Genomic DNA, 24,265 nt, shown 5'->3' on the forward strand with positions numbered 1-24,265 from the left:
ATCTCCTCCTTAATATTCGTCAGGCAGTTCGCCGAGCTGATCGAAACGGAAAACAGGACCGTCCTTGCAGACATACTTATTACCGATATTGCAGCGTCCGCACTTGCCTACTCCGCACTTCATGCGAAGCTCCATAGTTGTATAGACCTGAGTCTCAGTGAAGCCCAGCTCCTTGAGACCTGCAAGTGTGAACTTAATCATTATCGGAGGTCCGCAGACGAGAACAGTCTTTGAAGTTGAAGGATTGAGCTCCTTTACATAGTTAGGAACAAATCCTACGTGACCGTCCCAACCTTCCTGAGGATTGTCGATAGTCAGGTTTACCTGAATACCTGCATCTGCCATCCACTCGTCGATAATTTCCTTATAGTCAACGAGATCGTCCATTGAACGCGAACCGTATATTACCTGAACATCTCCGTAGTTAGCGCGGTTATCACGTACATAATTGATAACGGAACGCAGAGGAGCAAGTCCGATACCGCCTGCGATGAACAGGAGATCCTTGCCTTTGAGATCTGTTTCAACAGGGAAAGCGTTGCCGTAAGGTCCGCGGATAGTTATCTGCTGACCTACGTCCATAGCGTGGAGCCATGTTGTAAGGCAGCCGCACTTCTTTATACTGAACTCCATGAACTCTTTGTTCGTAGGAGAAGATGTTATAGAGAACATAGCCTCGCCAACACCCGGTATGGAAAGCATTGCGCACTGTCCGGGCATATGCTCAAATACCTTGCCGCCCTCAGGCGAAACTACTCTGAATGTCTTGACATCGGGAGTATCCTGTCTGATATCGGTAACTACTCCAATGTAAGGTATCAATGTATCGTTATTCATCACTTTACCTCCAATGCTTTCATTACCTTGACGATATTCATGGATATAGGGCACTTTGAAAGGCATCTTCCGCAGCCCACACAGCCGAATTCGCCATTGTTGTTTGCAGGGAAATATACCAGCTTATGCATGAATCTCTGACGGAAGCGCTCAAGCTGAGTAAGTCTCGGGTTGCCGTGAGCCATCTTCGTGAAGTCGGAATACATACATGAATCCCAGCAGCGGAAACGCTTGATGCCGTGACCTGTATTGAAGTCCTTGATGTCATAGCACTGACAGGTAGGACAAACAAATGTACAGGTTCCGCATCCGAGACAGCTCTGTGAAAGCTCTCCCCACTTGTCGGAGTTAAAGTATTCATTGAGCTTGTCGCCGCCGAAATTATCTGTAGTAAGGTTTGCAAGAGGAAGCTTCTTGAGGATATCTCTAGTCTTTTCGCGTACTTCGTCAAGCTTTGCGGCATCTCCTTCTTCGAGGAGTGAAGCAACTGAGTCGATGAACTTCTGTCCTTTTTCGTTGTGAGCTTCGATGAACAAGCTCTCGCCGTCGCTGTAGCAGGCAGCATCTCCCTCGGGAGCAGCTGCGTCGATGCCGAAAGTACCGCAGAAGCAGGTCTCGGCAGGACGTGTACAAGCCATCGTAACGACTGTACCGTGGTCGCGGCGGTTCTTGTAGTAGCTGTCTACAGGATCAGCAAGGAAAACTTTATCAAGGATAGTGAAGCTTCTTGCGTCGCAGGCACGAACTCCGAAGATCACGAAGTCCTCAGACTCTTCACGAACGTCGATGACCTCGATATTCTTGCCTTCCATTTTGAAATCGACAAGATTCTCGGTCTGCGGGAAAAAGAAGTCCTTTGCACTGCGGAGAGTATTGAGGTTATTGCTGAGCTTCATGCCGCTCTCGTACTTCTTATACTCAGCAGCGCCGTCCTCGCGGTCTGTAGGGATATAGAGAGTCTGCGAAGCTGAAATTGCTTCAAAAAGCTTACCGAGCTTGTCAAGTGATATCTTCAGCATTATTCAACTCCCCTTTCGTGAACGATACTTGCTTCGCAGTCGTCCTGTTTATAATCGTTGAGAGGAGCGCGTGAAGTTGTGTCCTCGCCAGCCTGATAATCGCCGTAAAGCGAATTGATATCCTTTATGAATTTGCGGTTGAGCAGATGAAGTGGTATGTTCTGCGGGCATACTCTTGAACACTCGCCGCAGTCCGTACATCTTCCTGCAACGTGGAACGCACGGATAATATGGAACATATTCTCCTCGAAGCTGTCTGTTGCAGCCTTGTTCTCAACGCCTGAATCAGGGTTATCGAATACGCACTTTTCACAAGTGCAAGCAGGACAGACATTACGGCAGGCATTGCAGCGTATGCACTTTGAGAGCTGCTCACGCCAGAAGTCGTAACGCTCCTGAGCAGTCATATTTTCAAGCTTCTCCACCATGTCAAAGCGGTTGGAATCGAGTATATCGCCGTCTTCACCGATAAGTTCGTCGTATACAACGTGCTTCTTGCTCTTGCAGTTCAGGCACTTAACGCTGAGAGCTTCGTAATAAGGCATTTTCTCCTCACCGTAGACAGTGTCGATAATGAGAGTGCCGTTATCGTTCTTAGCTCCAAGAATTCCTGTGATGCCATTTGCCTTGATCCTCTCGGCATCGAGCTTAGGACCACCTGGGATACCGATGACATAGATATTCTCACGTACTATTCTGTGCTCCTTGATGAGCTGATTGAAGCTGTAAGTGTCGCAGGGCTTCAGGAAAGCGAGTATCTTTCCTTCCTTCTTGCTCTCTTTTACGAGGTATTTGGAAACATTTGCAGCTGTAAAGTCATCGTATACAAAATCAGCGTCGAGTTCCTCTGCCGATGTGAAAACAGCAGGAGTGATATCGTATACGAACTCTCCGCGTTTCCAGCCGATAACGCGATCTACGCTACCGTCAGCCAAAAGCTGCTTTGCTCTGTTTATCATTGCTTCCTGCATCGTAAATCCTCCAATCTGCGGTTTGGACCGAGTTTTCTGACAGCTTCCGTGAACTCATTCATAGTAGCAGCGAATTTTGCTCCCTCAGCTGCTGATACCCACTCTACTCTTGTTCTGTCGCGCTCGATACCAAGGAAATCGAGCATACTGAACAGGAGCGTCATTCTTCTTCTTGTAAAGTAGTTGCCTGATGTGTAGTGGCAGTCACCCGGGTGGCAGCCGCAAAGTATTACACCGTCAGCACCGCGCTGAAAAGCTCTGAGAATGAACATGGGATTAACTCTGCATGAGCAGGGCACTCTTATGATCTTTACATTTGTAGGGTAATTAAGTCTGTTTGTTCCCGACAGATCGGCTCCTGCGTAAGAGCACCAGTTGCAGCAGAAAGCAACGATCAGCGGCTGAAACTCTTTATTATCATTTACTTGCATATCGCGTCAACCTCCGCCATTATCTGACTGTTTGAGAAGCCGTTGAGATCCATAGCTCCCGAAGGACAAGCAACGGTACAAGCACCGCAGCCCTGACATACAGCAGGGTTGACGTTTGCAACTCTGCGTACAGCAGTTGTTCTGTCAGGCATTCTGAATTCCTTGTCAATGTATGTGATAGCTCCGTAAGGACAAACCTTTTCACAAGACGAGCAGCCGTTGCACATAAGCTCATTTGAATGAGCAACGCATGGATTGCAGGTTATGCTGTTCTTTACCAGCAGTCCTATAGCCTTTGCAGCTGCTGCACTTGCCTGTGCAACTGTTTCAGGGATATCCTTTGGTCCCTGACAAGCACCTGAGAGGAATATACCTGCTGTTGCGCTCTCTACAGGACGAAGCTTTGGATGAGCCTCAGTGAAGAAGTCGTTTGTGTCCATCTGAGTTGTCAGCATAGTTGCGAGAGGACGTGCAGTCTTGTCAGGCTCGATAGCGGCTGCAAGAACGACCATATCTGCGTCGATATGGAGCTGTTCGTTTGCAAGGAGATCCGAAGCCTGTACATCTATCTTTCCGTCTGAACGAGGAGTTACCTTGCCGACCATACCTTTGATGTAGTGAACATTGTACTGTTCAACTGCTCTGCGGTAGAACTCGTCAAAGTTTTTACCCGGTGTACGAACGTCGATATAGAATACATATACTTCTGTATCAGGATATTTCTCACGTATGAGCATTGCGTGTTTTGCAGTGTACATACAGCATATCTTTGAGCAGTAAGGCTTTCCCTTGCTGTCGTCACATCTTGAACCTACACACTGTACAAAAACGATCTTGTGCGGGTGTGTCTTATCGGAAGGACGAAGCAGAGTACCGCCGTTTGGACCTGCTGCGTTCATCAGACGCTCAAGCTCAAGTGAAGTAACAACGTCAGGGCACTGATTATATGCGAATTCGTCATACTTATCGAGATTGATAGGATTGAAGCCTGTAGCAACTACGATAGCGCCGTACTTCTGCTCGATGAACTTGTCCTGCTGCTTGTAGTCGATAGCGCCTGCCGAGCAGACCTTTGAACAAACGCCGCATTTTCCTGTTTTCATCATCATGCAGTAGTTGGGGTCGATAGTTGCGACCTTTGGAACTGCCTGTGCGAATGGGATATATATAGCCGAGCGGTTGTCAAGTCCCATATTGAATTCGTTGGGTACCTTCTTCATCGGGCATTTTTCTGTACACAGACCGCAGCCTGTACACTTTGTCTCGTCAACGAAACGAGCCTTCTTCTTGATAGTAACTGTGAAGTTTCCTACAAATCCCTTTACATCGGTAACTTCGCTGAATGAGTGTATAGTGATATGCTCATTCTGAGAAGCTTCTACCATTTTAGGTGTAAGGATACAAGCAGCACAGTCAAGTGTCGGGAAGGTCTTGTCGATCTGAGCCATTTTGCCGCCGATAGTTGGATTCTTCTCGACAATATCAACGTCAAATCCTGCCTCTGCGATATCAAGAGCTGTCTGTATACCTGCGATACCTCCGCCGATAACGAGAGCTCTCTTTGCGACAGGGCTTTCGCCTGCTGTCAGAGGTGCGTTGAGGTGTACCTTAGCTACAGCGGCTTTGCCGAGGATTATAGCCTTTTCGGTAGCTGTAGCGATATCCTTGTGTATCCACGAGCACTGCTCACGGATATTTGCGATCTCCACCATGTAGGAATTGAGTCCTGCTGCAGCAGCAGCCTTTCTGAATGTGTTTTCATGCATTCTCGGAGAGCATGAGCAAACAACAACTCCTGTGAGGTTGTGCTCCTTGATAGCGTTCTTAACGAGATTCTGACCCGATTCGGAACACATATACTGGTAATCCTGGGAGATAACGACTCCTGGCTCATGTCCGAGAGCTTCTGCAACTGTCTTTACATCAACCGTTGCGGCAATATTGGTACCGCAATGACAGACAAATACGCCTATTCTCTGCATAGTCCTATCTCCTCCTTACTTTATGTATTTTCTGAATGCTGTAACGATAGCCTGCTGCGGCAGGTCTTCATCGAGCATTTCAGGTATCTGGTTCGGGTTCATGTGATTATTTCCCTGCTGACGAACAGCAGCAAGGCGTACAGCCTCGACTACCTTTGCAGGTTCAACGTTACGCGGGCATCTGTCAACACAGGCAAAGCAGGTAAGACACTTGTAAATTGACTTGGAATTCATAAGTGTTTCGATATCGCCGCGCTCGACCATGTAGACAAACTGATGCGGATGGTACTCCATCTCGTCATATGAAGGACAAGTTCCCGAGCATTTGCCGCAACGCATACATTTAAGGACATTCACACCGCTTGAACGCAGCACTTGTTCCTGAAGGTTCTTATTCATTGTTAGCCTCCTTTAGTCCGAGAGCCTGCGCCAGAATTTCTGTAAAGTAGTATACAGGAAGCTCTGAGCCTGAATTCTTTTTGAGGTTATAAAGACACAGAGGGCAAGCAGTGATTATCATATCAGCTCCCTGATCTTCTGCGGACTTCATAACAGCTCCGCTTCTTTTTGCTGCCTGAGCTTTATCTTCAAGGGTTATATAGCCGCCGCAGCATTCGTTTCTCTGTGCATAAATAACAGGTGTACCGCCTATAGCCTTGATAAAATCCTCCATAATAGTCGGATTTTCGGGATCGTCCATAGCAAGAGCCTTTGAAGGACGCAGCAGCAGACAACCATAATAAGCAGCAATCTTCTTGCCTGTAAACGGATTTACAACCTTTTGTGCAAGGTTATCAAAGCCGACTACATCACGAAGCATCTCAAGATAGTGATAAACGGTTGTCTCGCCGTTATATGGTTCGTCGAGTTTAAGGTAGTTATTCACCTTTGCTGCCATTTCCTCGCTGTTGGCAATATCATAATTTGTCTGCTTTATGACATTGTGGCAGGCAGAACAGACAGTTATGAGCGGTCTGTTCAGGATTTTTGCGGAATTAAGCGTTCTTACCGCAGAAAGCTTAGTAGCTATCTCATCCTTGGCTGTAGTATAAGCTCCGCCGCAGCACTGCCAGTCAGCAGGCTCTTCAAGAGCGATACCGAGAGCTTCAGCGGAGGATCTTGCATATGTATCAAGATCCTTAGCCTTTGTTCTCAGCGTACAGCCCGGGTAATATGTATAAGTTTCCATATGTACGCTTCCTTTCGTAAAAGATCAGACCATTTCCTCTGGGTGGAATACCTCATCGAACTTCTCGGCAGTAAGGAATCCGAGTTCAACACAGGCTTCTTTAAGGGAAATATTATCCTTGAAAGCTTTTTTAGCTGTCTTTGCAGCATTTTCATAGCCGATGTATGGGTTGAGAGCTGTTACAAGCATAAGAGAATTATGGAGATTATGGTGCATCTTTTCCTTCTTAGCCTTGATGCCGACAGCACAGTTCTTGTTGAATGAGATGATGGATTCAGCAAGAAGTCTTGCAGACTGAAGGAAATTATAAGCACATACGGGCATGAACACATTGAGTTCAAAGTTGCCCTGTGATGCAGCCATACCAACAGCAACATCGTTGCCCATTACCTGAACAGCGACCATAGTTACCTGCTCACACTGAGTAGGATTTACCTTGCCCGGCATAATTGAAGATCCGGGTTCATTCTCGGGGATAAGGATCTCTCCAAGACCGTCACGAGGACCTGATGCGAGCCATCTTACATCATTTGCGATCTTCATCATATCCGCAGCAAGAGCCTTGAGAGCACCGTGTGTGAAAACGATCTCGTCCTTTGATGTAAGAGAGTGGAATTTATTGGGAGATGTGATAAAGTTCTTTCCTGTGAGCTTGCTGATCTCCTCAGCAGATTTCTCGGCAAAGCCCTTAGGAGCGTTAAGACCTGTTCCGACAGCTGTTCCGCCGAGAGCGAGTTCCTTGAGGTCTTCACATGATGCAAGGATCATTTTTTTGTCCTTTTCAAGAGAAGCTCTCCAGCCGCTGATCTCCTGAGAGAACTTGATCGGAGTAGCGTCCTGCAAATGTGTACGTCCGCTCTTTACAATGCCTTCGTTTTCAGCTTCAAGGCGCTTGAAGGTCTCGACAAGGGTATCAATTGCAGGAACGACCTTGTCTTCGAGGGCGATCACAGCTGCGATATGCATAGCTGTCGGGAAAGTATCATTTGATGACTGGCTCATATTGATATCATCATTAGGATGGAGCAGCTTTGAACCTGCTATCTCGTTTCCTCTGTTTGCTATGACCTCGTTTGCGTTCATGTTGGACTGTGTTCCGCTGCCTGTCTGCCATACAACGAGCGGGAAATGCTCATTGAGAGCTCCACTGATGACCTCATCGCAAGCCTGAGAAATAGCAGAGAGCTTTTCATCTGTCATTTTTTCGGGTTTGAGCTGATGGTTTGCAAGAGCAGCAGCTTTTTTGAGAATGCCGAAAGCATGAGTGATCTCACGCGGCATAGTTTCGATGCCGACACCTATGAGAAAATTCTCATGACTGCGCTCGGTTTGAGCAGCCCAGTATTTGTCAGCAGGAACTTTTACTTCACCCATGGAATCGTGTTCGATACGGTAATCCATTTTATATTCACTCCCAAGTTTTTTTTTGAGAAATAAACCGCACGGCATATTTCTCCTTACTTCATTAGTATACAATATAAGTATACCAGTATATCTCATTAAATTCAAATTCACTTTAAGAATATCGCTATTCTGATATTGATATATAATTAACAAAGCGGTGGCACCGTTTTGAGACCGATGATATATTTGATTCTATATCCCGTGTGCTTAATATATACATATTTAAGAACTCACTGTATAATTTTTGTTGTTTTTGACTTACTATAGGAGTATGGTCGCTTGAAATGAGCATATACCCCGATAATGCACTGCTATGTATAAAAAATCTTTTGAAAAGAAATGATAAAATTTGTAGTATGTTTTTTATGCAAAGCATACGAAGTGAGATGCATATTCAGAATACCATAATTCTGTTTTATATATAAAGCTATAAAAAGTTTGATATTTTATTAACATACTTTCGGTGAAAAGACGGTGGAACAAGCTTTTGTTCCACCGCTCAAAATCATACACTTTCATTTTCGGTAAGGTTGTTCAAACCGTAAGAAAGAGTTGTCAGGCTGTCGCCAAGATGAACATTTTCAACTGCAACGCCTTTATGAGTAACTTTAAGGTCATAATGAGTGAAGTTCCAGAATGCTTTGATGCCACATTCTATCAGAGTATTCACCAGTTTTTCGGCTGAATTCATGGGTACGCACAGAATAGCAGCCACCGGCTTCTTTTCAGCGCAGAACGTGCCGATTTCATCAATGCTTTTTACTTTCAGTTCACCCAGTTCCTTACCTATAATATCAGGGTTGACATCAAACGCACCGATAAGATCAAATCCCTTGTTATGGAAATCAATATGCGTAGCGATAGCCTTGCCAAGATTACCAGCGCCAAGAAGTATCATTGGAGTCTGCTTGTCCAGTCCTAATATTTTACCGATCTCTATGCGGAGATCGCTTACATTGTAGCCGTAACCCTGCTGACCGAATTCGCCGAAACAATTGAAGTCCTGTCTTATCTGCGATGCTGTAAGCCCCATTTTTTCTGAAAGCTCACGGGAAGAGATGCGGACATATCCATTGTGTTCCAGTTCGCCGAGAAATCTGTAGTATCTCGGCAGTCTTCTTATAACAGAGTTTGAGATTGAGTTCTTTGACATCGTGATATGCCTTCCCTCTTCTTACATTAATTTGTCAAGTCTTATCTTTATTTCATCGAGGAATGTCTTCGAGTCAACTTTCTTCTTGTTATCGAGCTTGGAGATAAGGTAAAGATCTCCTGTCATAACGCCTTCCTCAATAGTCTGGATAGTTGCCTTTTCAAGCTTATCTGCAAAGTCGCAGAGCTCAGGTGTATTATCGAGCTCGCCTCTCTTGCGGAGAGCACCGCTCCATGCGAAGATAGTAGCTACAGAGTTTGTTGAAGTTTCCTCGCCCTTGAGATACTTGTAGTAATGACGCTGAACAGTACCGTGTGCAGCTTCGTACTCATAGATTCCGTCAGGTGAAACAAGAACAGATGTCATCATAGCAAGGCTGCCGTAAGCAGTTGATACCATGTCAGACATTACATCGCCGTCGTAGTTCTTGCAAGCCCAGATATAGCCGCCGTTTGAGCGGATAACTCTTGCAACAGCGTCGTCGATAAGAGTATAGAAGTATTCGATGCCTGCTGCTTCGTACTTCTCCTTGTACTCATTGTCATATATCTCCTGGAAGATATCCTTGAAACGGTGGTCGTACTTCTTTGAGATAGTGTCCTTTGAAGCGAACCATACGTCCTGCTTGAGGTCAAGACCGTAGTTGAGACAAGCTCTTGCAAAGCCTGCGATAGAAGCATCAAGGTTGTGAAGTCCCTGAATGATACCGTCACACTTTGTGAAATCGTGGATAAGCTCGCGAGTCTCATTGCCGTTCTCGTCAGTTACAACGAGTTCAGCCTTGCTGCCCTTGCTTACGCGCATTTCGGTGTTCTTGTAAACGTCACCGTAAGCGTGACGAGCGATAGTGATAGGCTTAGTCCAAGTAGGGATATAAGGCTCGATGCCCTTAACGATGATAGGTGTACGGAAAACAGTTCCGTCGAGAGCTGCACGTATAGTGCCGTTAGGAGACTTCCACATCTGAGTGAGATTGTACTCAGGCATTCTTGCAGCATTAGGAGTAATAGTTGCGCACTTTACAGCAACACCGTACTTCTTTGTAGCTTCAGCTGAATCAATAGTTACCTGATCCTTTGTTTCCTCTCTGTGCTTGAGTCCGAGATCGTAATATTCTGTATTGAGCTCTACATATGGTTCGAGGAGAGCTTCCTTGATCCACTGCCAGAGTATTCTGGTCATCTCGTCGCCGTCCATTTCGACAAGCGGCGTTTTCATGGTTATTTTAGCCATAGTTTTATACCTCCACAAAAATTAATTAATCAACAGCAATCAGGCATATTAAAACCGCAACAACTGTAACTACAGGAGCTACGGTACTCCTTGCCTTTTCCGAAATATTTTTTTTATTACACTGACACCCATATAAGCAGCTACATATGCAACGATGCATACGATAAAGATCATCCAGCCTTTTTTGCTAGTTGGTATCACTATCCTTCTTGCAGCGTCTGTAAATCCGCGTGAAAAAGGTTTATTTCACTGCATATCGAACTAATATCGTTAAGGATATCTTTGATGATAGCTATTTATTTCATAATAGTAAACTTTTTTACAGAAAAATTGATATTACTTCATGGACTCTCTTGTAAAGTCGAGAAGTCCGCCTGCAAGCATGATATCCTTTGTACGTCCCGAAAGTTCGCAGAGTACAGGGATCTCCTTGCCGTTTGTCTTATTTACAACAGTAAGCTCGCTCTTTCCTTCTTCTACAGCCTTTCTTACGTCAGCAAGTACGAGCTCGTCGCCCTGAGCGATGCTGTCATAATCAGCTTCGTTCACAAATGTGAGCGGAAGGATACCTGCGTTGATAAGGTTAGCTCTGTGGATACGAGCGAATGACTTAACGAGAACAGCCTTTACGCCGAGGTAGAGAGGTGCAAGTGCAGCGTGTTCTCTTGATGAACCCTGACCGTAGTTGGAACCGCCTACGATAATGCTCTTGCCGAGTGACTTTGCTCTCTCAGGGAAGCTCTCGTCACATACAGCGAAGCAGTGCTGTGAGATCTTCGGAATATTTGAACGAAGAGGAAGTATCTTTGCACCTGCGGGCATAATGTGGTCAGTTGTGATATTGTCGCCGACCTTGAGTGATACAGGAGCATCAATTGTCTCAAGGAGAGGTGCAGTTTCAGGGTATGGCTTGATGTTTGGTCCGCGGAGTATCTCTACGCTGTCCATTTCCTCAACAGATGCAGGTGGAACGATCATATTATCATTTATTACGAACTCCTCAGGAAGCTTGAATTCAGGCATATCGCCAAGCTCTCTCGGATCTGTAAGGTAGCCTGTAAGAGCTGATACAGCAGCCATTTCAGGTGATACGAGGTAGATCTGACCGTCCTTAGTACCTGAACGTCCTTCAAAGTTTCTGTTGAATGTACGGAGTGAGATACCCTTTGAGTTAGGTGACTGTCCCATACCGATACATGGACCGCAGGCACTTTCAAGGATTCTTGCGCCTGCATCAATAAGGATAGAGAGTGCGCCGTTCTGTGCCAGCATATTGAGAACCTGCTTTGAGCCGGGAGCTATAGCAAGTGATACATCAGGATTTACCGTCTTGCCCTTGAGGATATGAGCTACCTTGAGCATATCCAGCAGTGAAGAGTTTGTACATGAACCGATACAAACCTGATCTATCTTGAGTCTGCCGATCTCCTCAACGCTCTTAACGTTATCAGGAGAGTGAGGACAGGCAGCAAGAGGAACGAGCTTGCTGAGGTCGATAGTAAGCTCCTCATCGTATACTGCATCAGGATCAGCAGCAAGAGGAGTCCATACTTCCTCACGCTTCTGAGCTTTAAGGAACTGCTTTGTAATCTCGTCTGATGGGAATATAGAGGTCGTAGCACCAAGCTCTGCGCCCATATTTGTGATAGTAGCTCTTTCAGGAACTGACAGAGTCTTTACACCTTCACCGCAGTACTCGATAACCTTGCCAACGCCGCCTTTAACAGAAAGTCTTCTGAGAACTTCAAGGATAACGTCCTTTGCAGCGACCCATGGCTGGAGCTTGCCTGTGAGTTCAACTTTTACGACCTTTGGGCAAGTGATATAGTAAGCACCGCCGCCCATTGCAACAGCAACATCAAGTCCGCCTGCGCCGATAGCGATCATTCCGATACCGCCGCCTGTAGGAGTATGGCTGTCAGAACCGATAAGAGTCTTGCCTGGGATACCAAAACGCTCGAGGTGTACCTGGTGGCAGATTCCGTTGCCCGGACGTGAGAAATAAATACCATGCTTCTTGGCAACGCTTCCGATAAATCTGTGATCGTCTGCGTTTTCAAAACCGCTCTGGAGAGTGTTATGATCTATGTATGCTACCGAGCGCTCTGTCTTTACGCGTGGAACACCTATAGCCTCAAACTCCAGATATGCCATAGTACCTGTAGCGTCCTGTGTAAGAGTCTGATCGATACGAATACCGATCTCCTGTCCTTTGACGTACTCTCCGTCTACCAAGTGTGCTTTGAGTATCTTTTCCGTTAAAGTTAAACCCATTGAAGATCATTCCTTTCAATACATAAGAATACGCTTATATTTTACAACATTTCGTTCAGTTTGTCAAGAATTAAACAAAGTATTTTTTATAATTAAAGTCCTTATTACATAAAATCCCCCCGAAAGCAGTTATGACTTATCCGCTTTCGGGGGGATAAAATGTTTTCTGTGCTTATGAAGCAAACTGGCTGTTGTACAATTCCGAATAGAAGCCGCCGTTCCGCATAAGCTGCTCGTGGCTTCCCTGCTCTATGATATTTCCGTGCTTCATAACAAGGATAACATCTGAATTTTTTATCGTTGAGAGTCTGTGAGCTATAACGAAGCTTGTCCTGCCCTCCATAAGTTTGGCGAAAGCCTTCTGGATGCGCTGTTCTGTACGCAGGTCGATAGAGCTTGTTGCTTCGTCGAGGATAAGCATGGGCGGGTCCATGAGCATGATCCTTGCGATACAGATGAGCTGCTTTTGTCCTTGTGAAAGTCCGCTGTCCTCACTTATGACAGTGTCGTATCCCTCAGGGAGTCTTTTTATGAAGCCGTGTGCATATACAGCCTTTGCAGCTTCGATTATCTGCTCGCGAGTTGCATTCGGAGCTCCGTAAGCGATATTCTCCGCAACTGTTCCTGTGAACACCCATGTTTCCTGCAAGACCATGCCGAAGCAGCTCCTCAGACTGTCGCGTGTGATATCGCTGATATTCCTGCCGGATATCTCGATCTTGCCGCTGTCGATATCGTAGAAGCGCAGCAGAAGATTGATTATGGTCGATTTTCCGCAGCCTGTAGGACCGACTATGGCTACACGCTGGCCTGCTCTTACATCGAGACTGAAGTTTTGTATCAGCTTTGCATCAGGACTATACGAAAAGAACACATCAGAAAATCTCAGGCTTCCGTCGCAGCTATTCATAACGTCCTTGCTGCTGTCGTCGGATACCTCATTTTCATTAAGAACATCGAATACTCTCTGTGCAGAAGCTACTGCGTTCTGCAATTCGGCAAAAACTCCAGATATCTCATTGAACGGTTTTGTATATTGATTCGCATATGCAAGGAAGCTTGAAAGCTTTCCGACGGACATAGTACCGAGGAAGGAGGAATATCCGATAACACCGAGAGCTCCGAGCATACCAACTGCTGCATATATTATTCCATTGACAAAACGTGTAGTCGGATTGGTCATGGAGCTGAAAAATGTTGCTTTAGCACCGATATCTCCGTATGCCTTGTTTATCTTTTCAAAGCGCTCCTCGGCTCTCTTATCGTAAACAAAAGCCTTGACTATTTTCTGGTTGCCTGCCATTTCCTCTGCAAGTCCCACCATATCACCGCGGAGCTTCGACTGTTTCATATACGAATCGTGAGAAGCCTTTGTTATTTTTGAAGCTGCAATAAAAGAAAGCGGCGTGAGTATAACAACAACTACAGCTATTTTTACGTTTATTGTCATCATAAAGACAAGGGTACCGATTATAGTGATGATACCGCTGAAAAACTGAGTAAAACCCTGAAGGAGACCGTCGGAAACGATCTCGATATCATTGATCACTCGGCTTGACAGCTCACCTTTTGTGTGTCCGTCAATATACTTCAGAGGGACTCTTTCAAGCTTATTGAAGACATCTGCTCTCAGGTCGCGTATCGTAAGGAAGGCAAGCTTGTTGGTGCACAGGCTCATGAACCACTGAAAAAGCGTACTTGCAATGACAGTTGAAGCAAGAGCGATAATAATATCCCTAAGCTTTTCAAAATCAACTCTTCCCTTTCCTGCACAGCAGTCAACCGCTCCACCGATGAATACAGGGACAGACAATGACAGTGAAACTCCAAGAGCTGCACAGATGACCGTCAGAATAAAGTATTTAAGATACGGGCGGGCATAGGAGAAAACTCTTTTCAATGTTTTAAGCATTTGAACTGTCCTCCTTCTGGTTCATCTGTGAACGATATATCTCATGGTAGACCTCACAGTTTTCGATAAGCTGTTCATGAGTACCCAGTCCAACAGCTTCGCCGTCGTCCATGACAATAATTTTATCTGCATCTTTAAGAGAAGTCGTTCTCTGAGATATCATTATGACCGTTGTGTTCGGCAGATCACTGTTAAGTGCTTTTCTGAACGCAAGGTCAGTCTTGTAGTCAAGTGCGCTGGTAGAGTCGTCAAGTATGAGTATATCGGGATCTCCCACAAGAGCACGAGCGATGGATATACGCTGTTTCTGACCGCCTGAGAGGTTCTTTCCTCCCTGTGAGATAGGTGTATCAAGTCCGTCGGAAGTTTTCTTGACGAATTCCCACGCCTGAGCAGTTTTCAGTGCAGCAATTATCTCTTCATCGGTAGCGTCTTCTTTTCGCCACTTCATATTATCACGGATAGTTCCCGTGAAAAGCATAGCCTTCTGCGGTACAGTTCCGATGTGTCGGCGAAGCTCTTCCGAAGAAAGTTCGTTGACATTTATTCCCGAGAACATAACACTTCCCATAGTTGCCTTGTAGAAGCATGGTATGAGGTTCGCAAGAGTTGATTTGCCGCAGCCCGTACCGCCGATAATACCAAGCATCTGTCCTTTTTTTATTGAAAAGCTGATATTCTTCAGAGAATAGTCGCCTGCTGCTTCATAGGCAAACGAAACGTCCCTGAACTCGATGATATTTGCTGAGCTTTTATCGTATTCGACGATATCGCCCTGTTCCTCGGGGGGAAGTGCAAATACCTCACTGATACGGTTTGCAGAAGCAAAAGCTTTGGTAAATATTACTATAAGATTTGCAAGCACCACAAGTGCAAGAAGTATCTGCGTCATATAATTTGTAAAAGCTGTAAGCTCTCCTTGTGTAAGTCCTCCGATATCTATTCTTTTGCCGCCAAACCAGATAACGGCTACTATACCAAGATTCATGACCATGAATGCTACAGGATTCAGTATCGCAGAAAGCTTGCCTACTGCTATGGAACATTCCGAAATTTCATCGACAGCTTCCCTGAATTCGTTCATTTCTTCCTGCTGACGTGAGAAAGCTCTTATAACTCGTGTTCCCTCAAGTGTTTCACGGGTCAGGAGTGCTGCTTTGTCAAGTTTCTGCTGCGTCTTTTTATACATTGGTATGGTTTTTCTCATTATGATGAAGATTATTGCTGAAATAAGAGGAGCTACCACAAAGAATATCAGCGAGAGCTTCCAATCAATAGTTACAGCCATTACTGCGGCACCGATAACAAGGAATGGAGCTCTTACAGCGAGACGAATGAACATATTTACGCCGTTTTGTACTGTGTTTGAATCATTTGTAAGACGATTCACAAGCGATGACGTACCTATCTTGTCTATGCTGCTGTATGAAAGCGAATTTATATGCTTATACAGGGCGGAGCGAAGCTCGGTCCCGAAACCGTATGCGCATTTTGCGGCAAGATACTGGCAAGTCAGCGCAAATCCAAGTCCGCACACTCCGAGGACAACGATCAGTCCGCTCATTTTCAGTATATACGCAGAATCGTTATTGCCTATGCCCTTGTCGATTATCTTTGCCATAACTACAGGAACAGTGAGCTCGAATATAGCTTCAAGCAGTTTAAAAAACGGACCAAATATCAGCTCCTTCTTGTAATTCCTGAGATATTTCAATAACCCTTTCATGCCTTTTACATCACCTGCTTATTTTTCCTCACATAATTAGCGACACTTCTGATATATCAAAAGTGCCGCTTTAAATCATATTTTTACGCCGTTGGCTTTGAGAAGCTCTCTTGCCGTTTCGACTGAATCAACGCCTGTGGCGTTCTTTACGGGAGCGAATTCCTTCTCACGAACAACTTCATAAGCAAGACAGCTGTCCTGCATATGCACCATATCAAGAACAAGTGTCTCGAATTTGTGACCGTTCGGCTTGTCAGGAGTGATAAATTCGCAGTTTTCATTCATATACGGTATTTTCTTGTCAACGATATGAACAGGCATTTTATTATCACATATCTCCTCCAGTTTTGAAACATTAAAGAGATAATTGAGTATAACACCGTATTTATATGCGAGTTCGCCGTTTTCGTCAAGGAGAGTACGCATTTCCTCGGTCATTTCATAATACTCCACTATCGAAGGCATTCCGTCTTCGAGGCAAAGTACGCCAACTCTTTCATCGGGGTCTGCCTTACTTACGACCTTGCCGCCGGACTGAAGTCCGGATTTGATGACCGCACCTATAAAGCCGGGGTCTGCAATACGCTGGAGAACATTGTCCACAGCGAATACATTTATCCATTCTACGCCCTTTGTCTTTATTTCATCAAGAAGACCTGCTCTCACGAGAGACGAGAACCATCCGCCGTTTCCGTTAGGCGAAATAGAGATCTTTGACTTGCTCTCCATAAGCACCTTGCCGTTAAAATCTACCGACGGAGCCATATCCTGTATAAAGAAACGCACATAATCCGGATTATAGCCGAAATAGTTCTTCTCCCTGAAAAAGTTTATGGTATCGCTGTTATTCTTCTCGCTGGTCATGATATAAAGAGGGACCCATGCATCTGCAAGCTTAACGACATCCATAAGATTATTTATAAGGCACTGGAATATATACAGCTCCTCATCAACGCCGATCCTGAACATTCCCTTTGGCTTGTCAAAGCCAAGTCTTGTTCCCTGACCTCCTGCCAGAAGGACTGCGGCGGCTTTACCGGCTTTTATTGCTTCAAGACCTGTTTTTATATACTCCTCGCTGTTTTTGGCAATGTCGTTTATAGTAACAGCTCCCAAAGGTGCAAAAGTACCGCGCACGGAATTACTGTTTTTCTCAGCATCAAGATTATCAAGAACAGAAAAATCAATCAACTCGATCTGTCCGAGAAGCTCTTTCTTTTCATCATCGTTTAGTTCATCATAATATTTCATGATATGTTCCTGTCCGTATTCTGAAAGTATACGGATCGCATTTTCACGGTCTAACATAAACTCCTCCTTTTCAGCAGCCTAAGGCAGCTGCACTTTTGTTTATTATAACATAATAACAGAAAATAGTCAACAAAACAAAGAAAGTACACAAAAAATTAACAAAAGCAAAAGAAAACAGACAGATACAAACGTATATCTGTCTGTTTTGTACATGGTAGATCTGTTATCAGATAACGAAATTAAGCGGCATTCCGTTTTTCATTATAGCGTGGAGCTCTCCCTGTATAAGCGGCATAAGGTAGTCGTATGCAGGCGGAAGAACATTGTTGCCCTTCTCGTTTATCCACTCGCGCGGGAAGAATTTTTCGGAATTAGCAGCCTTTGAAGCATCTACTGTGTCTATCCTGTAGCTGTACGGCATATTGGATTCACGTGCAAATACCATCATACAGCCTGATTTTCCCTCAAGACCTGCATTTACCGCAGACATTCCTATAGCCTCCGATGAGCGGATATCTTCAAGGGACGCAATGTGCGAGCTGCATCTCTGCATAACATTCAGCTCGATAGAACGTACCTTGCAGCCTATCTCGGCACCTACGAGCTTTTCAAGGAATTTGCCTATTCCCGCAAGATAGCTGTGACCAAATACATCTTTTGCACCCGACTGGAATTCCTCCGCTGCAAATTTGCCCTCTGCTGTCTTTACGCCCTCTGAAACTACTACTATGACAGCTCTGTGCTTCTTCATCTCTGCCTTAACATCGGAGAGAAAGCCTTCGATGCTGAATGTTGTTTCAGGGAGATAAATAAGATGAGGAGCACTTTCACCGTTGGCTCTGATACAGCACGAAGCTGCTGCGAGCCATCCTGCGTGTCTGCCCATTGTTTCGATAATAGTTACAGAAGGTATGCTGTAAACATTACTGTCTCTTGTGATCTCCTGTACAGTTGCCGCAACATATTTTGCAGCTGAACCGAATCCGGGAGAATGGTCGGTCTCGCAAAGATCGTTGTCGATAGTTTTGGGTATGCCGATTATTTTTATGTCAGTGATATTCTTATCCTTTAAATAAGCGGAATATTTTGCAACAGTATCCATTGAATCGTTTCCGCCGATATAGAAGAACATACCTATATTACGCTTATGGAGCACATCTGTGATCTGCTCGTACACTTCGCTGTTCTCTCTGTGGTCAGGCAATTTTTTTCTGCATGATCCAAGAACAGCAGATGGTGTTCTGAGGAGGAGCTGATAGCTTACATCGCTGTCGATCTTCTCCGAAAGATCAACCATTTCATCTCTGATTATGCCCTCGATACCGTTCAGCGCTCCGTAGATCTTCTCGATCTTGTCCGAACGCTGTGCTGCGCTGAATACTCCTGCCAGTGAGGCATTTATAGCGCAGGTAGGACCTCCTGACTGTGCAACTGCAATATTCATAAACCTTAATGTAGCCAGACTGATACAACAGACCTGACCGTTCCCTCTCATAATATTTGCCAAAAGGCTTTAATATTATTATAACATAGCAGGTTTTCCATTTCAATGAGTATAAAATCCAAAAATAGATTGGTGAAAATCGCAATATTTGACCATTATAGCAATAAACGACTGATATAATGTTATCATCTTATCATATAAGTCCGAAATGACTCAGTGCGTTAGCAATACCATCTTCCTCGATAGGAGTTGTGACATATGCGACATACGGATAAAGCTGTTCTGCACCGCCCATTGCGATACTGTTCGGAACAGCTTCCAGCATTGGAAGATCGTTCATACTGTCACCGATAGCATATGCGTTTTCCATTGGAATATCCAGTTCTTTAAGTATTGCCTGTATTCCTGTTGCTTTGGAATATCCCAGCGGTACATTTTCGTAAAATCCGCCGCCGCGGTCTATTATCGAGAAGTTCTTGCTTATTTCGGAGCGGAACAGTTCCATATCACTGTTTTCGTTCTGCCATATGACGAACTTGTCAAAGCCGAAGTTTTCGTTCTCAACTCTGCCGCTGATATCTATTCCCGAATCCACGAATACTTCCATGAATTCTTTTAGTCCGTCAGACATTTGCGCCTTATCATCAAAGAAATAGCCGTCCCTGTGCTCATAAACAGGTGTCACATTGCATTTGCGCAAAAAATCGGCTATCCTTCTGCATTCTGACTTTTCAATAGTCCTGTATAACAGCGTTTTACCGCTATACTCTATGTATGTTCCGCAGCCGCATATATATCCGTCAAAGCCCAGTTCCTTGACCCTTGGACTTATATTGAATGCTGTTCTGCCCGAATTGATAAATGTAAGGTTTCCTTTTTCGCGGGTAATTCTTATGGCATCACGGGTGCTCTGTGGAATGACCGACCTTTCGTCCTCTGTTGCTATCGTACCATCAATATCAAAAAAGATTATTGACTTCATTAAAACACTCCTTATTATTTTCTATCAATATTATATTCTATTAGGAAATAGCTGTCAAGTATTGATTCTTTATGCGGTATATGTTATTATTTTATAAAGGAGTGAGTTAAATGATACACATATATTACGGAAACGGCAAGGGCAAGACTACTGCTGCTGTCGGACTTGCCGTAAGGGCTGTCGGCGCAGGCATGAATGTCGGATTTTTCCAGTTTTTAAAAAACGGGAATTCTTCTGAAATAAGCGTACTGAAGTCGCTTGGCAGTATCGCGGTAATGTGCTGCGAAGAATGCAATAAATTCACGTTTGCCATGAACGAAGGCGAAAAAAGAGCTGTGACCCATAAACATACAGAAATGCTTAAAAAAGCCTCTGCAATGATAGAAAGCGGTGATGTACAGCTTATAGTCCTCGATGAATTTATTGATGCATATAACAAAAAAATGATTGATACAGATCTGGCAGAAAGGTTTATTTCGGATACAGCTAAAAAATGCGAAGTTGTCATGACGGGCAGAGAGCCATCGGAAATGTTCAGGGGAAATGCCGATTATATCACTGAAATGTCAGCCGTCAAGCACCCTTATGAAAAAGGTATTACAGCAAGAAAAGGTATAGAATATTAAAAAAGCCGCAATACTGCGGCTTTTTTTACTTCAGATTTTTAAGCTCTTCCAAGAGTGCCATATCTTCAGAATTGATCTTCATGTTAGTGACGATGGTCTTGTTATCAGTCGTTATGACTTTTATTTCGATAATGCTTCCCTCCTGCAAAGTTCCTGTTGCAGCCTGAAAGAACAGCGGAACTTTAGGGTGATTCTCCTTGAATCTTTCCAGGAGAGATTTAAGCTTAAATACGTTCATAGGATTCATTTATTTTTCACCTCTGATATATTATAACACACTAAGCAGCATTTTTCAATGCATTTTATGTTTTGTCGTCTGTAATATTTCTTTTTATAAGGAGCTGCGCACATATGCCTGTAAAAGCTCCTGCAATGCAGCCCGCAGCTATAAGGAACGGATAAAATGACAGGACAGTCAGTGTTCCTGTCATGAGTACAGCTGCTGCTATTTGACCTGTGTTATGCAGGATAGCTCCGAAAATACTGCTAAGCCATATAAAGTTTACAGGTATGGCTCTCTTTATGAGCAGCATTCCTGCAAGGCAGGTAAGAGCTCCTGTCAGACTGTATGGCAGCGCTGAGATATTGCCGCCAAAAATTGCTCCGAGAACAACTCTTGTCGTAACGATAAGAAAAACGTCCTTTGCGGTGTATTTATATACAGCGTATACAGTTATGATATTTGCAAGTCCGAGCTTTACGCCCGGTATCGGTACAATATCAGGAAATTGCAGCTCTATTATAAATATGATAAGTGCAAGCGCGGTAAGCAGCGCAAGTCTTGTCAGTTTTTTTGTTTTCATATCAGGAATCCCTCTTATCGGCATATCTTATGACAAGTCGGTGCGGAAGGCATACTATAGGTATCTGCTCGGAACGCAGCACCCCTGTTTTTACGCAGGTGTGGTCGGAGCAGTCTGCGTCAGATATGCATATAGTTCCGTTTTCAATTTTTATGTCGTTCCAGCCGCCGTCAGGAGCATTGACACGTATAGTCCTGTCCTTTTCCTTAGAAAGGTCGAAAGTATATATCACCTTGTTGTTCTGTACGACTTCAACGATCGTACTGTCGGAGTCCCTGAAACTCAGCAATATCCATACTAATGAGCCGACAAACAGCAAAGCTGCTGCTGCGATAAGTATTTTTACCCCTTTAGTCAATTGCTGTCACCTCCGCAGGCATATCGCTTATATTGGTAAACTTATCACTCAGTCCGCTTGAATAGTATATCTTCCTGTCGTCAGTCACAAGTATAACATCATTCTCCGGATTATCCGCAAGATATTCCTTTATTTTATCTAAGCCCATTACAAAAAATGCCGTAGACAGTGCATCACATTCAAGTCCGTTATCACCGATGACTGTTGCCGAAACGATACCGTTATCAGCAGGAAAACCGTCTTTCGGATCAAGAATATGCCAGTAGTTCCTGCCGTCATCTCCTGTGAAAAATCGCTCGTAATTTCCCGAAGTTATAACGGCTTTTCCGGAAATCTCCACGACGCACATATCTTTTTCAGGAGAAAACGGATCACGTACTGCCACCTTCCAGCTGCTTCCGTCAGGCTTGCTTCCCAGAGCCTGCACATTGCCGCCAAGGCTTACTATAGCAGAACTAACACCGTGAGACTTCATGATATCTATTACTTCGTCACCTGTGTAGCCCTTTGCAAGTGCACCAAGGTCTATTTCAGCGTTTTCGGACAGCTCTGCTTTATTGCCGTTCAGCTTTATCCGTTCATATCCGACATTTTTAAGGAGCTCATCTATCCTTTTTTTATCCGGGATACTGTACTCGCCTGTTGTAAAGCCCCACTCTCTGACCAGCGGATAAAGTGTTATATCAAGTGCTCCGTTGGTCATGCTGCCTATATCAACAGCCTTCCTGATTATTCTTGCCGTATCATCAGATATATCGGCATTTTTATTATGATCCAGTACCCACACATCACTGTTTTCAGAAGTAACGGACAGTTCTTTTTCGAGCTGATATATACGCTCCTCTGCTTCATTCAGAACAGTTTCGGCATCATCGCTGTACACTTTGAGATTCATGTATGTGTCCATTGCAAATACATCACGAGTCACAGCCTCGTTGCTGCTTTTAGTACCTGTATTCTGTTTATCGTTACAGCTGCACAGCGAAAGGATAACAGCTGTAAGCAATACCAAGTTGAGTTTCTTTATGGTCATTTTTATTCTCCTAACTAAAGCTTCAATAATTATATCATCTTTTGTTAGTATTTGCAACACGTTAATGTAAACTCAATGCAACAAAAGAGCGGATCAGATGATCCGCTCTTAATATTACTTTTTAAGAAGACTCTTGCCTGTCATTTCAGCTGGCTGTGGCACTCCCATGATATCAAGCATTGTTGGTGCAAGATCAGCAAGTACTCCGCCTTCAGCAAGCTCTCCGTCTACTCCGACTGCAATGAGCGGAACAGGATTTGTGGTATGAGCTGTGAAAGGACTTCCGTCTGCTTCCATCATCTTGTCAGCATTACCGTGATCGGCAGTGATAAGTGCAGCACCACCCTTAGCAAGGATAGCATCGACCATGCGCCCAACGCAGGTATCGGTTGCCTCAACAGCCTTTACAGCTGCATCAAATATTCCTGTATGACCTACCATGTCGCAGTTAGCATAGTTGAGAATGATAACATCATACTTGTCAGCTTCGATAGCCTCACAAACTGCATCACATACTTCATAAGCGCTCATTTCAGGTTTGAGATCGAATGTTGGAACGTCAGGAGACTTGATAAGTATTCTGTCTTCACCCTCGAACTGCTTTTCCTCGCCGCCGTTGAAGAAGAAAGTAACGTGTGCGTACTTCTGTGTTTCAGCAATGCGGAGCTGTGTCTTACCAAGCTTAGCAAGATACTCGCCCATAGTCATTGTGAGCTGCTCAGGAGGATATGCAACTGTTACATTAGGCATTGTTGCATCGTACTGAGCCATACATACGAAGTTAACGTTAAAGAAGCCGTTCTTTCTCTCGAAACCGCTGAAATCAGGGTCAACGAAGGAACGTGTGATCTGTCTTGCTCTGTCAGGACGGAAGTTGAAGAAGATAACGCTGTCGTCAGCCTTTATCTGTGCGCCGCCTTCGATAACTGTAGGAAGCATGAACTCGTCTGTAACTTCGTTAGCATAGGAGTTCTTTATTGCCTGAACAGGATCGGACTCCTTAACGCCTTCGCCGTAAACGAGAGCTGCATAAGCCTTTTCAACTCTGTCCCATGCGTTGTCTCTGTCCATTGCATAGAAACGGCCTGAGATCGTAGCGATCTTACCAACACCGATCTTGCTGAGCTCTGCTACAGCTTCTTCCATATACTCGGCAGCTGATGACGGAGGAACGTCACGTCCGTCAAGGAAAGCGTGGATGTAAACCTTGTCAAGACCGTTCTTCTTTGCCATTTCTACGATGCCGTAGAGGTGTTCCATGTGGCTGTGAACGCCGCCCGGTGAGAGAAGTCCCATAAGGTGGAGGGCGCTGCCCTTTTCCTTGCAGTTGTTCATTGCGCCGAGGATAGCCTTGTTGTTGAAGAAAGTGCCGTCCTTGATATCCTTGGATATCTTAACGAGCATCTGGTATACTATACGTCCTGCACCAATATTTGTGTGGCCAACTTCAGAGTTACCCATCTGTCCGTCAGGAAGACCTACATCGAGACCGCTTGCGCCGATGATTGTGTTCGGACACTCAGCCATGTACTTGTCGATGTTAGGCTTCTTTGCAGCAGCGATAGCGTTGCCGTATGTATCAGGGTTATAGCCGAAGCCGTCCATGATTATAAGTGCTACAGGTTTTTTTGACATAT

The 24,265-nt window shown here is 44.7% G+C and carries 22 protein-coding genes; 1 reads left to right on the forward strand and 21 read right to left on the reverse strand.

Features of this window, described 5'->3' with window-relative positions:
• Positions 1-9: 9 nt before the first annotated feature.
• From K6G33_RS13865 to K6G33_RS13940, 16 genes are all read right to left on the reverse strand, one after another.
• Positions 10-837, reverse strand: a complete 828-nt coding sequence (locus K6G33_RS13865; protein WP_173450230.1) for an FAD/NAD(P)-binding protein — start codon at positions 835-837, stop codon at positions 10-12.
• Positions 837-1,856, reverse strand: a complete 1,020-nt coding sequence (locus tag K6G33_RS13870) for a 4Fe-4S dicluster domain-containing protein (RefSeq protein ID WP_296780606.1) — start codon at positions 1,854-1,856, stop codon at positions 837-839. The genes K6G33_RS13865 and K6G33_RS13870 overlap by 1 nt, the downstream gene beginning before the upstream one ends.
• Positions 1,856-2,827: a 4Fe-4S dicluster domain-containing protein gene (locus tag K6G33_RS13875; RefSeq protein WP_296780609.1), complete on the reverse strand. Its 972-nt coding sequence runs from the start codon at positions 2,825-2,827 to the stop codon at positions 1,856-1,858. Before K6G33_RS13875 ends, K6G33_RS13870 begins: the two co-directional genes overlap by 1 nt.
• Entirely contained in the window at positions 2,812-3,258 is a 447-nt protein-coding gene (locus K6G33_RS13880; RefSeq protein WP_164165683.1) for a hydrogenase iron-sulfur subunit, read from the reverse strand. Before K6G33_RS13880 ends, K6G33_RS13875 begins: the two co-directional genes overlap by 16 nt.
• Positions 3,249-5,240: a CoB--CoM heterodisulfide reductase iron-sulfur subunit A family protein gene (locus K6G33_RS13885; RefSeq protein WP_296780612.1), complete on the reverse strand. Its 1,992-nt coding sequence runs from the start codon at positions 5,238-5,240 to the stop codon at positions 3,249-3,251. The genes K6G33_RS13880 and K6G33_RS13885 overlap by 10 nt, the downstream gene beginning before the upstream one ends.
• Before the next feature lie 15 nt (positions 5,241-5,255).
• Positions 5,256-5,639 carry a 4Fe-4S dicluster domain-containing protein gene (locus K6G33_RS13890; protein ID WP_173450654.1) on the reverse strand — a complete coding sequence of 128 codons (384 nt, stop codon included), beginning with the start codon at positions 5,637-5,639 and terminating at the stop codon, positions 5,256-5,258.
• Entirely contained in the window at positions 5,632-6,429 is a 798-nt protein-coding gene (locus tag K6G33_RS13895; RefSeq protein WP_296780615.1) for a CoB--CoM heterodisulfide reductase iron-sulfur subunit B family protein, read from the reverse strand. Before K6G33_RS13895 ends, K6G33_RS13890 begins: the two co-directional genes overlap by 8 nt.
• A 24-nt stretch (positions 6,430-6,453) precedes the next feature.
• Entirely contained in the window at positions 6,454-7,830 is a 1,377-nt protein-coding gene (fumC, locus tag K6G33_RS13900; protein WP_296780618.1) for a class II fumarate hydratase, read from the reverse strand.
• A 508-nt stretch (positions 7,831-8,338) separates the two neighbouring features.
• Complete coding sequence (locus tag K6G33_RS13905; protein ID WP_296780621.1) at positions 8,339-8,986, reverse strand: redox-sensing transcriptional repressor Rex; 648 nt, start codon at positions 8,984-8,986, stop codon at positions 8,339-8,341.
• Between the two features lie 21 nt (positions 8,987-9,007).
• The gene (locus K6G33_RS13910) at positions 9,008-10,219 is read right to left on the reverse strand and encodes an NADP-dependent isocitrate dehydrogenase (RefSeq protein ID WP_296780623.1); all 1,212 of its coding nucleotides are present in this window, start codon (positions 10,217-10,219) and stop codon (positions 9,008-9,010) included.
• 336 nt (positions 10,220-10,555) lie between these two features.
• A complete protein-coding gene (locus tag K6G33_RS13915) occupies positions 10,556-12,493 on the reverse strand; it encodes an aconitate hydratase (protein WP_296780625.1) in 1,938 nt (645 codons plus the stop codon).
• A 172-nt stretch (positions 12,494-12,665) separates the two neighbouring features.
• Positions 12,666-14,405, reverse strand: a complete 1,740-nt coding sequence (locus K6G33_RS13920) for an ABC transporter ATP-binding protein (protein WP_296780628.1) — start codon at positions 14,403-14,405, stop codon at positions 12,666-12,668.
• Positions 14,398-16,131 (reverse strand): ABC transporter ATP-binding protein, encoded by a 1,734-nt coding sequence (locus K6G33_RS13925; RefSeq protein WP_296780631.1) that lies wholly within the window; start codon positions 16,129-16,131, stop codon positions 14,398-14,400. Before K6G33_RS13925 ends, K6G33_RS13920 begins: the two co-directional genes overlap by 8 nt.
• Before the next feature lie 75 nt (positions 16,132-16,206).
• Positions 16,207-17,439, reverse strand: coding sequence for a UDPGP type 1 family protein (locus K6G33_RS13930; RefSeq protein WP_296780634.1), 1,233 nt, complete (start codon positions 17,437-17,439; stop codon positions 16,207-16,209).
• Positions 17,440-17,608: 169 nt separating this feature from the next.
• Positions 17,609-18,826, reverse strand: coding sequence for a 6-phosphofructokinase (locus K6G33_RS13935; RefSeq protein ID WP_296780637.1), 1,218 nt, complete (start codon positions 18,824-18,826; stop codon positions 17,609-17,611).
• A 193-nt stretch (positions 18,827-19,019) separates the two neighbouring features.
• Positions 19,020-19,808 (reverse strand): HAD-IIB family hydrolase, encoded by a 789-nt coding sequence (locus K6G33_RS13940; RefSeq protein WP_296780640.1) that lies wholly within the window; start codon positions 19,806-19,808, stop codon positions 19,020-19,022.
• A 110-nt stretch (positions 19,809-19,918) separates the two neighbouring features.
• Here K6G33_RS13940 and K6G33_RS13945 point away from each other — a divergent pair, with 110 nt between their 5' ends.
• Positions 19,919-20,434, forward strand: a complete 516-nt coding sequence (locus K6G33_RS13945) for a cob(I)yrinic acid a,c-diamide adenosyltransferase (protein WP_296780642.1) — start codon at positions 19,919-19,921, stop codon at positions 20,432-20,434.
• A 25-nt stretch (positions 20,435-20,459) separates the two neighbouring features.
• Here K6G33_RS13945 and K6G33_RS13950 read toward each other — a convergent pair whose 3' ends face one another.
• From K6G33_RS13950 to gpmI, 5 genes are all read right to left on the reverse strand, one after another.
• Positions 20,460-20,681 (reverse strand): hypothetical protein, encoded by a 222-nt coding sequence (locus K6G33_RS13950; RefSeq protein WP_296780645.1) that lies wholly within the window; start codon positions 20,679-20,681, stop codon positions 20,460-20,462.
• A 55-nt stretch (positions 20,682-20,736) separates the two neighbouring features.
• Entirely contained in the window at positions 20,737-21,237 is a 501-nt protein-coding gene (locus tag K6G33_RS13955; protein WP_296780646.1) for a Gx transporter family protein, read from the reverse strand.
• Position 21,238: 1 nt separating this feature from the next.
• Positions 21,239-21,595 carry a NusG domain II-containing protein gene (locus K6G33_RS13960; protein ID WP_296780649.1) on the reverse strand — a complete coding sequence of 119 codons (357 nt, stop codon included), beginning with the start codon at positions 21,593-21,595 and terminating at the stop codon, positions 21,239-21,241.
• On the reverse strand, positions 21,588-22,628 hold the full coding sequence (locus K6G33_RS13965) for an FAD:protein FMN transferase (protein WP_296780651.1): 1,041 nt from the start codon (positions 22,626-22,628) through the stop codon (positions 21,588-21,590). The genes K6G33_RS13960 and K6G33_RS13965 overlap by 8 nt, the downstream gene beginning before the upstream one ends.
• Before the next feature lie 114 nt (positions 22,629-22,742).
• The gene (gene gpmI / locus K6G33_RS13970) at positions 22,743-24,263 is read right to left on the reverse strand and encodes a 2,3-bisphosphoglycerate-independent phosphoglycerate mutase (protein WP_296780653.1); all 1,521 of its coding nucleotides are present in this window, start codon (positions 24,261-24,263) and stop codon (positions 22,743-22,745) included.
• Positions 24,264-24,265: the final 2 nt, after the last annotated feature.

It is taken from the genome of Ruminococcus sp. (assembly GCF_024691275.1).
GTDB lineage: Bacteria > Bacillota > Clostridia > Oscillospirales > Ruminococcaceae > Ruminococcus.

Coding starts and splice junctions, on each gene's coding strand:
- K6G33_RS13890 (WP_173450654.1), bottom strand. CDS start 5,639: ATGAATAAGAACCTTCAGGAACAAGTGCTGCGTTCAAGCGGTGTGAAT.
- fumC (WP_296780618.1), bottom strand. CDS start 7,830: ATGGATTACCGTATCGAACACGATTCCATGGGTGAAGTAAAAGTTCCT.
- gpmI (WP_296780653.1), bottom strand. CDS start 24,263: ATGTCAAAAAAACCTGTAGCACTTATAATCATGGACGGCTTCGGCTAT.
- K6G33_RS13965 (WP_296780651.1), bottom strand. CDS start 22,628: ATGACCATAAAGAAACTCAACTTGGTATTGCTTACAGCTGTTATCCTT.
- K6G33_RS13870 (WP_296780606.1), bottom strand. CDS start 1,856: ATGCTGAAGATATCACTTGACAAGCTCGGTAAGCTTTTTGAAGCAATT.
- K6G33_RS13955 (WP_296780646.1), bottom strand. CDS start 21,237: ATGAAAACAAAAAAACTGACAAGACTTGCGCTGCTTACCGCGCTTGCA.
- K6G33_RS13865 (WP_173450230.1), bottom strand. CDS start 837: ATGAATAACGATACATTGATACCTTACATTGGAGTAGTTACCGATATC.
- K6G33_RS13945 (WP_296780642.1), top strand. CDS start 19,919: ATGATACACATATATTACGGAAACGGCAAGGGCAAGACTACTGCTGCT.
- K6G33_RS13940 (WP_296780640.1), bottom strand. CDS start 19,808: ATGAAGTCAATAATCTTTTTTGATATTGATGGTACGATAGCAACAGAG.
- K6G33_RS13895 (WP_296780615.1), bottom strand. CDS start 6,429: ATGGAAACTTATACATATTACCCGGGCTGTACGCTGAGAACAAAGGCT.
- K6G33_RS13930 (WP_296780634.1), bottom strand. CDS start 17,439: ATGTTAGACCGTGAAAATGCGATCCGTATACTTTCAGAATACGGACAG.
- K6G33_RS13920 (WP_296780628.1), bottom strand. CDS start 14,405: ATGCTTAAAACATTGAAAAGAGTTTTCTCCTATGCCCGCCCGTATCTT.
- K6G33_RS13915 (WP_296780625.1), bottom strand. CDS start 12,493: ATGGGTTTAACTTTAACGGAAAAGATACTCAAAGCACACTTGGTAGAC.
- K6G33_RS13875 (WP_296780609.1), bottom strand. CDS start 2,827: ATGCAGGAAGCAATGATAAACAGAGCAAAGCAGCTTTTGGCTGACGGT.
- K6G33_RS13905 (WP_296780621.1), bottom strand. CDS start 8,986: ATGTCAAAGAACTCAATCTCAAACTCTGTTATAAGAAGACTGCCGAGA.
- K6G33_RS13880 (WP_164165683.1), bottom strand. CDS start 3,258: ATGCAAGTAAATGATAATAAAGAGTTTCAGCCGCTGATCGTTGCTTTC.
- K6G33_RS13935 (WP_296780637.1), bottom strand. CDS start 18,826: ATGAATATTGCAGTTGCACAGTCAGGAGGTCCTACCTGCGCTATAAAT.
- K6G33_RS13950 (WP_296780645.1), bottom strand. CDS start 20,681: ATGAATCCTATGAACGTATTTAAGCTTAAATCTCTCCTGGAAAGATTC.
- K6G33_RS13885 (WP_296780612.1), bottom strand. CDS start 5,240: ATGCAGAGAATAGGCGTATTTGTCTGTCATTGCGGTACCAATATTGCC.
- K6G33_RS13925 (WP_296780631.1), bottom strand. CDS start 16,131: ATGAAAGGGTTATTGAAATATCTCAGGAATTACAAGAAGGAGCTGATA.
- K6G33_RS13910 (WP_296780623.1), bottom strand. CDS start 10,219: ATGGCTAAAATAACCATGAAAACGCCGCTTGTCGAAATGGACGGCGAC.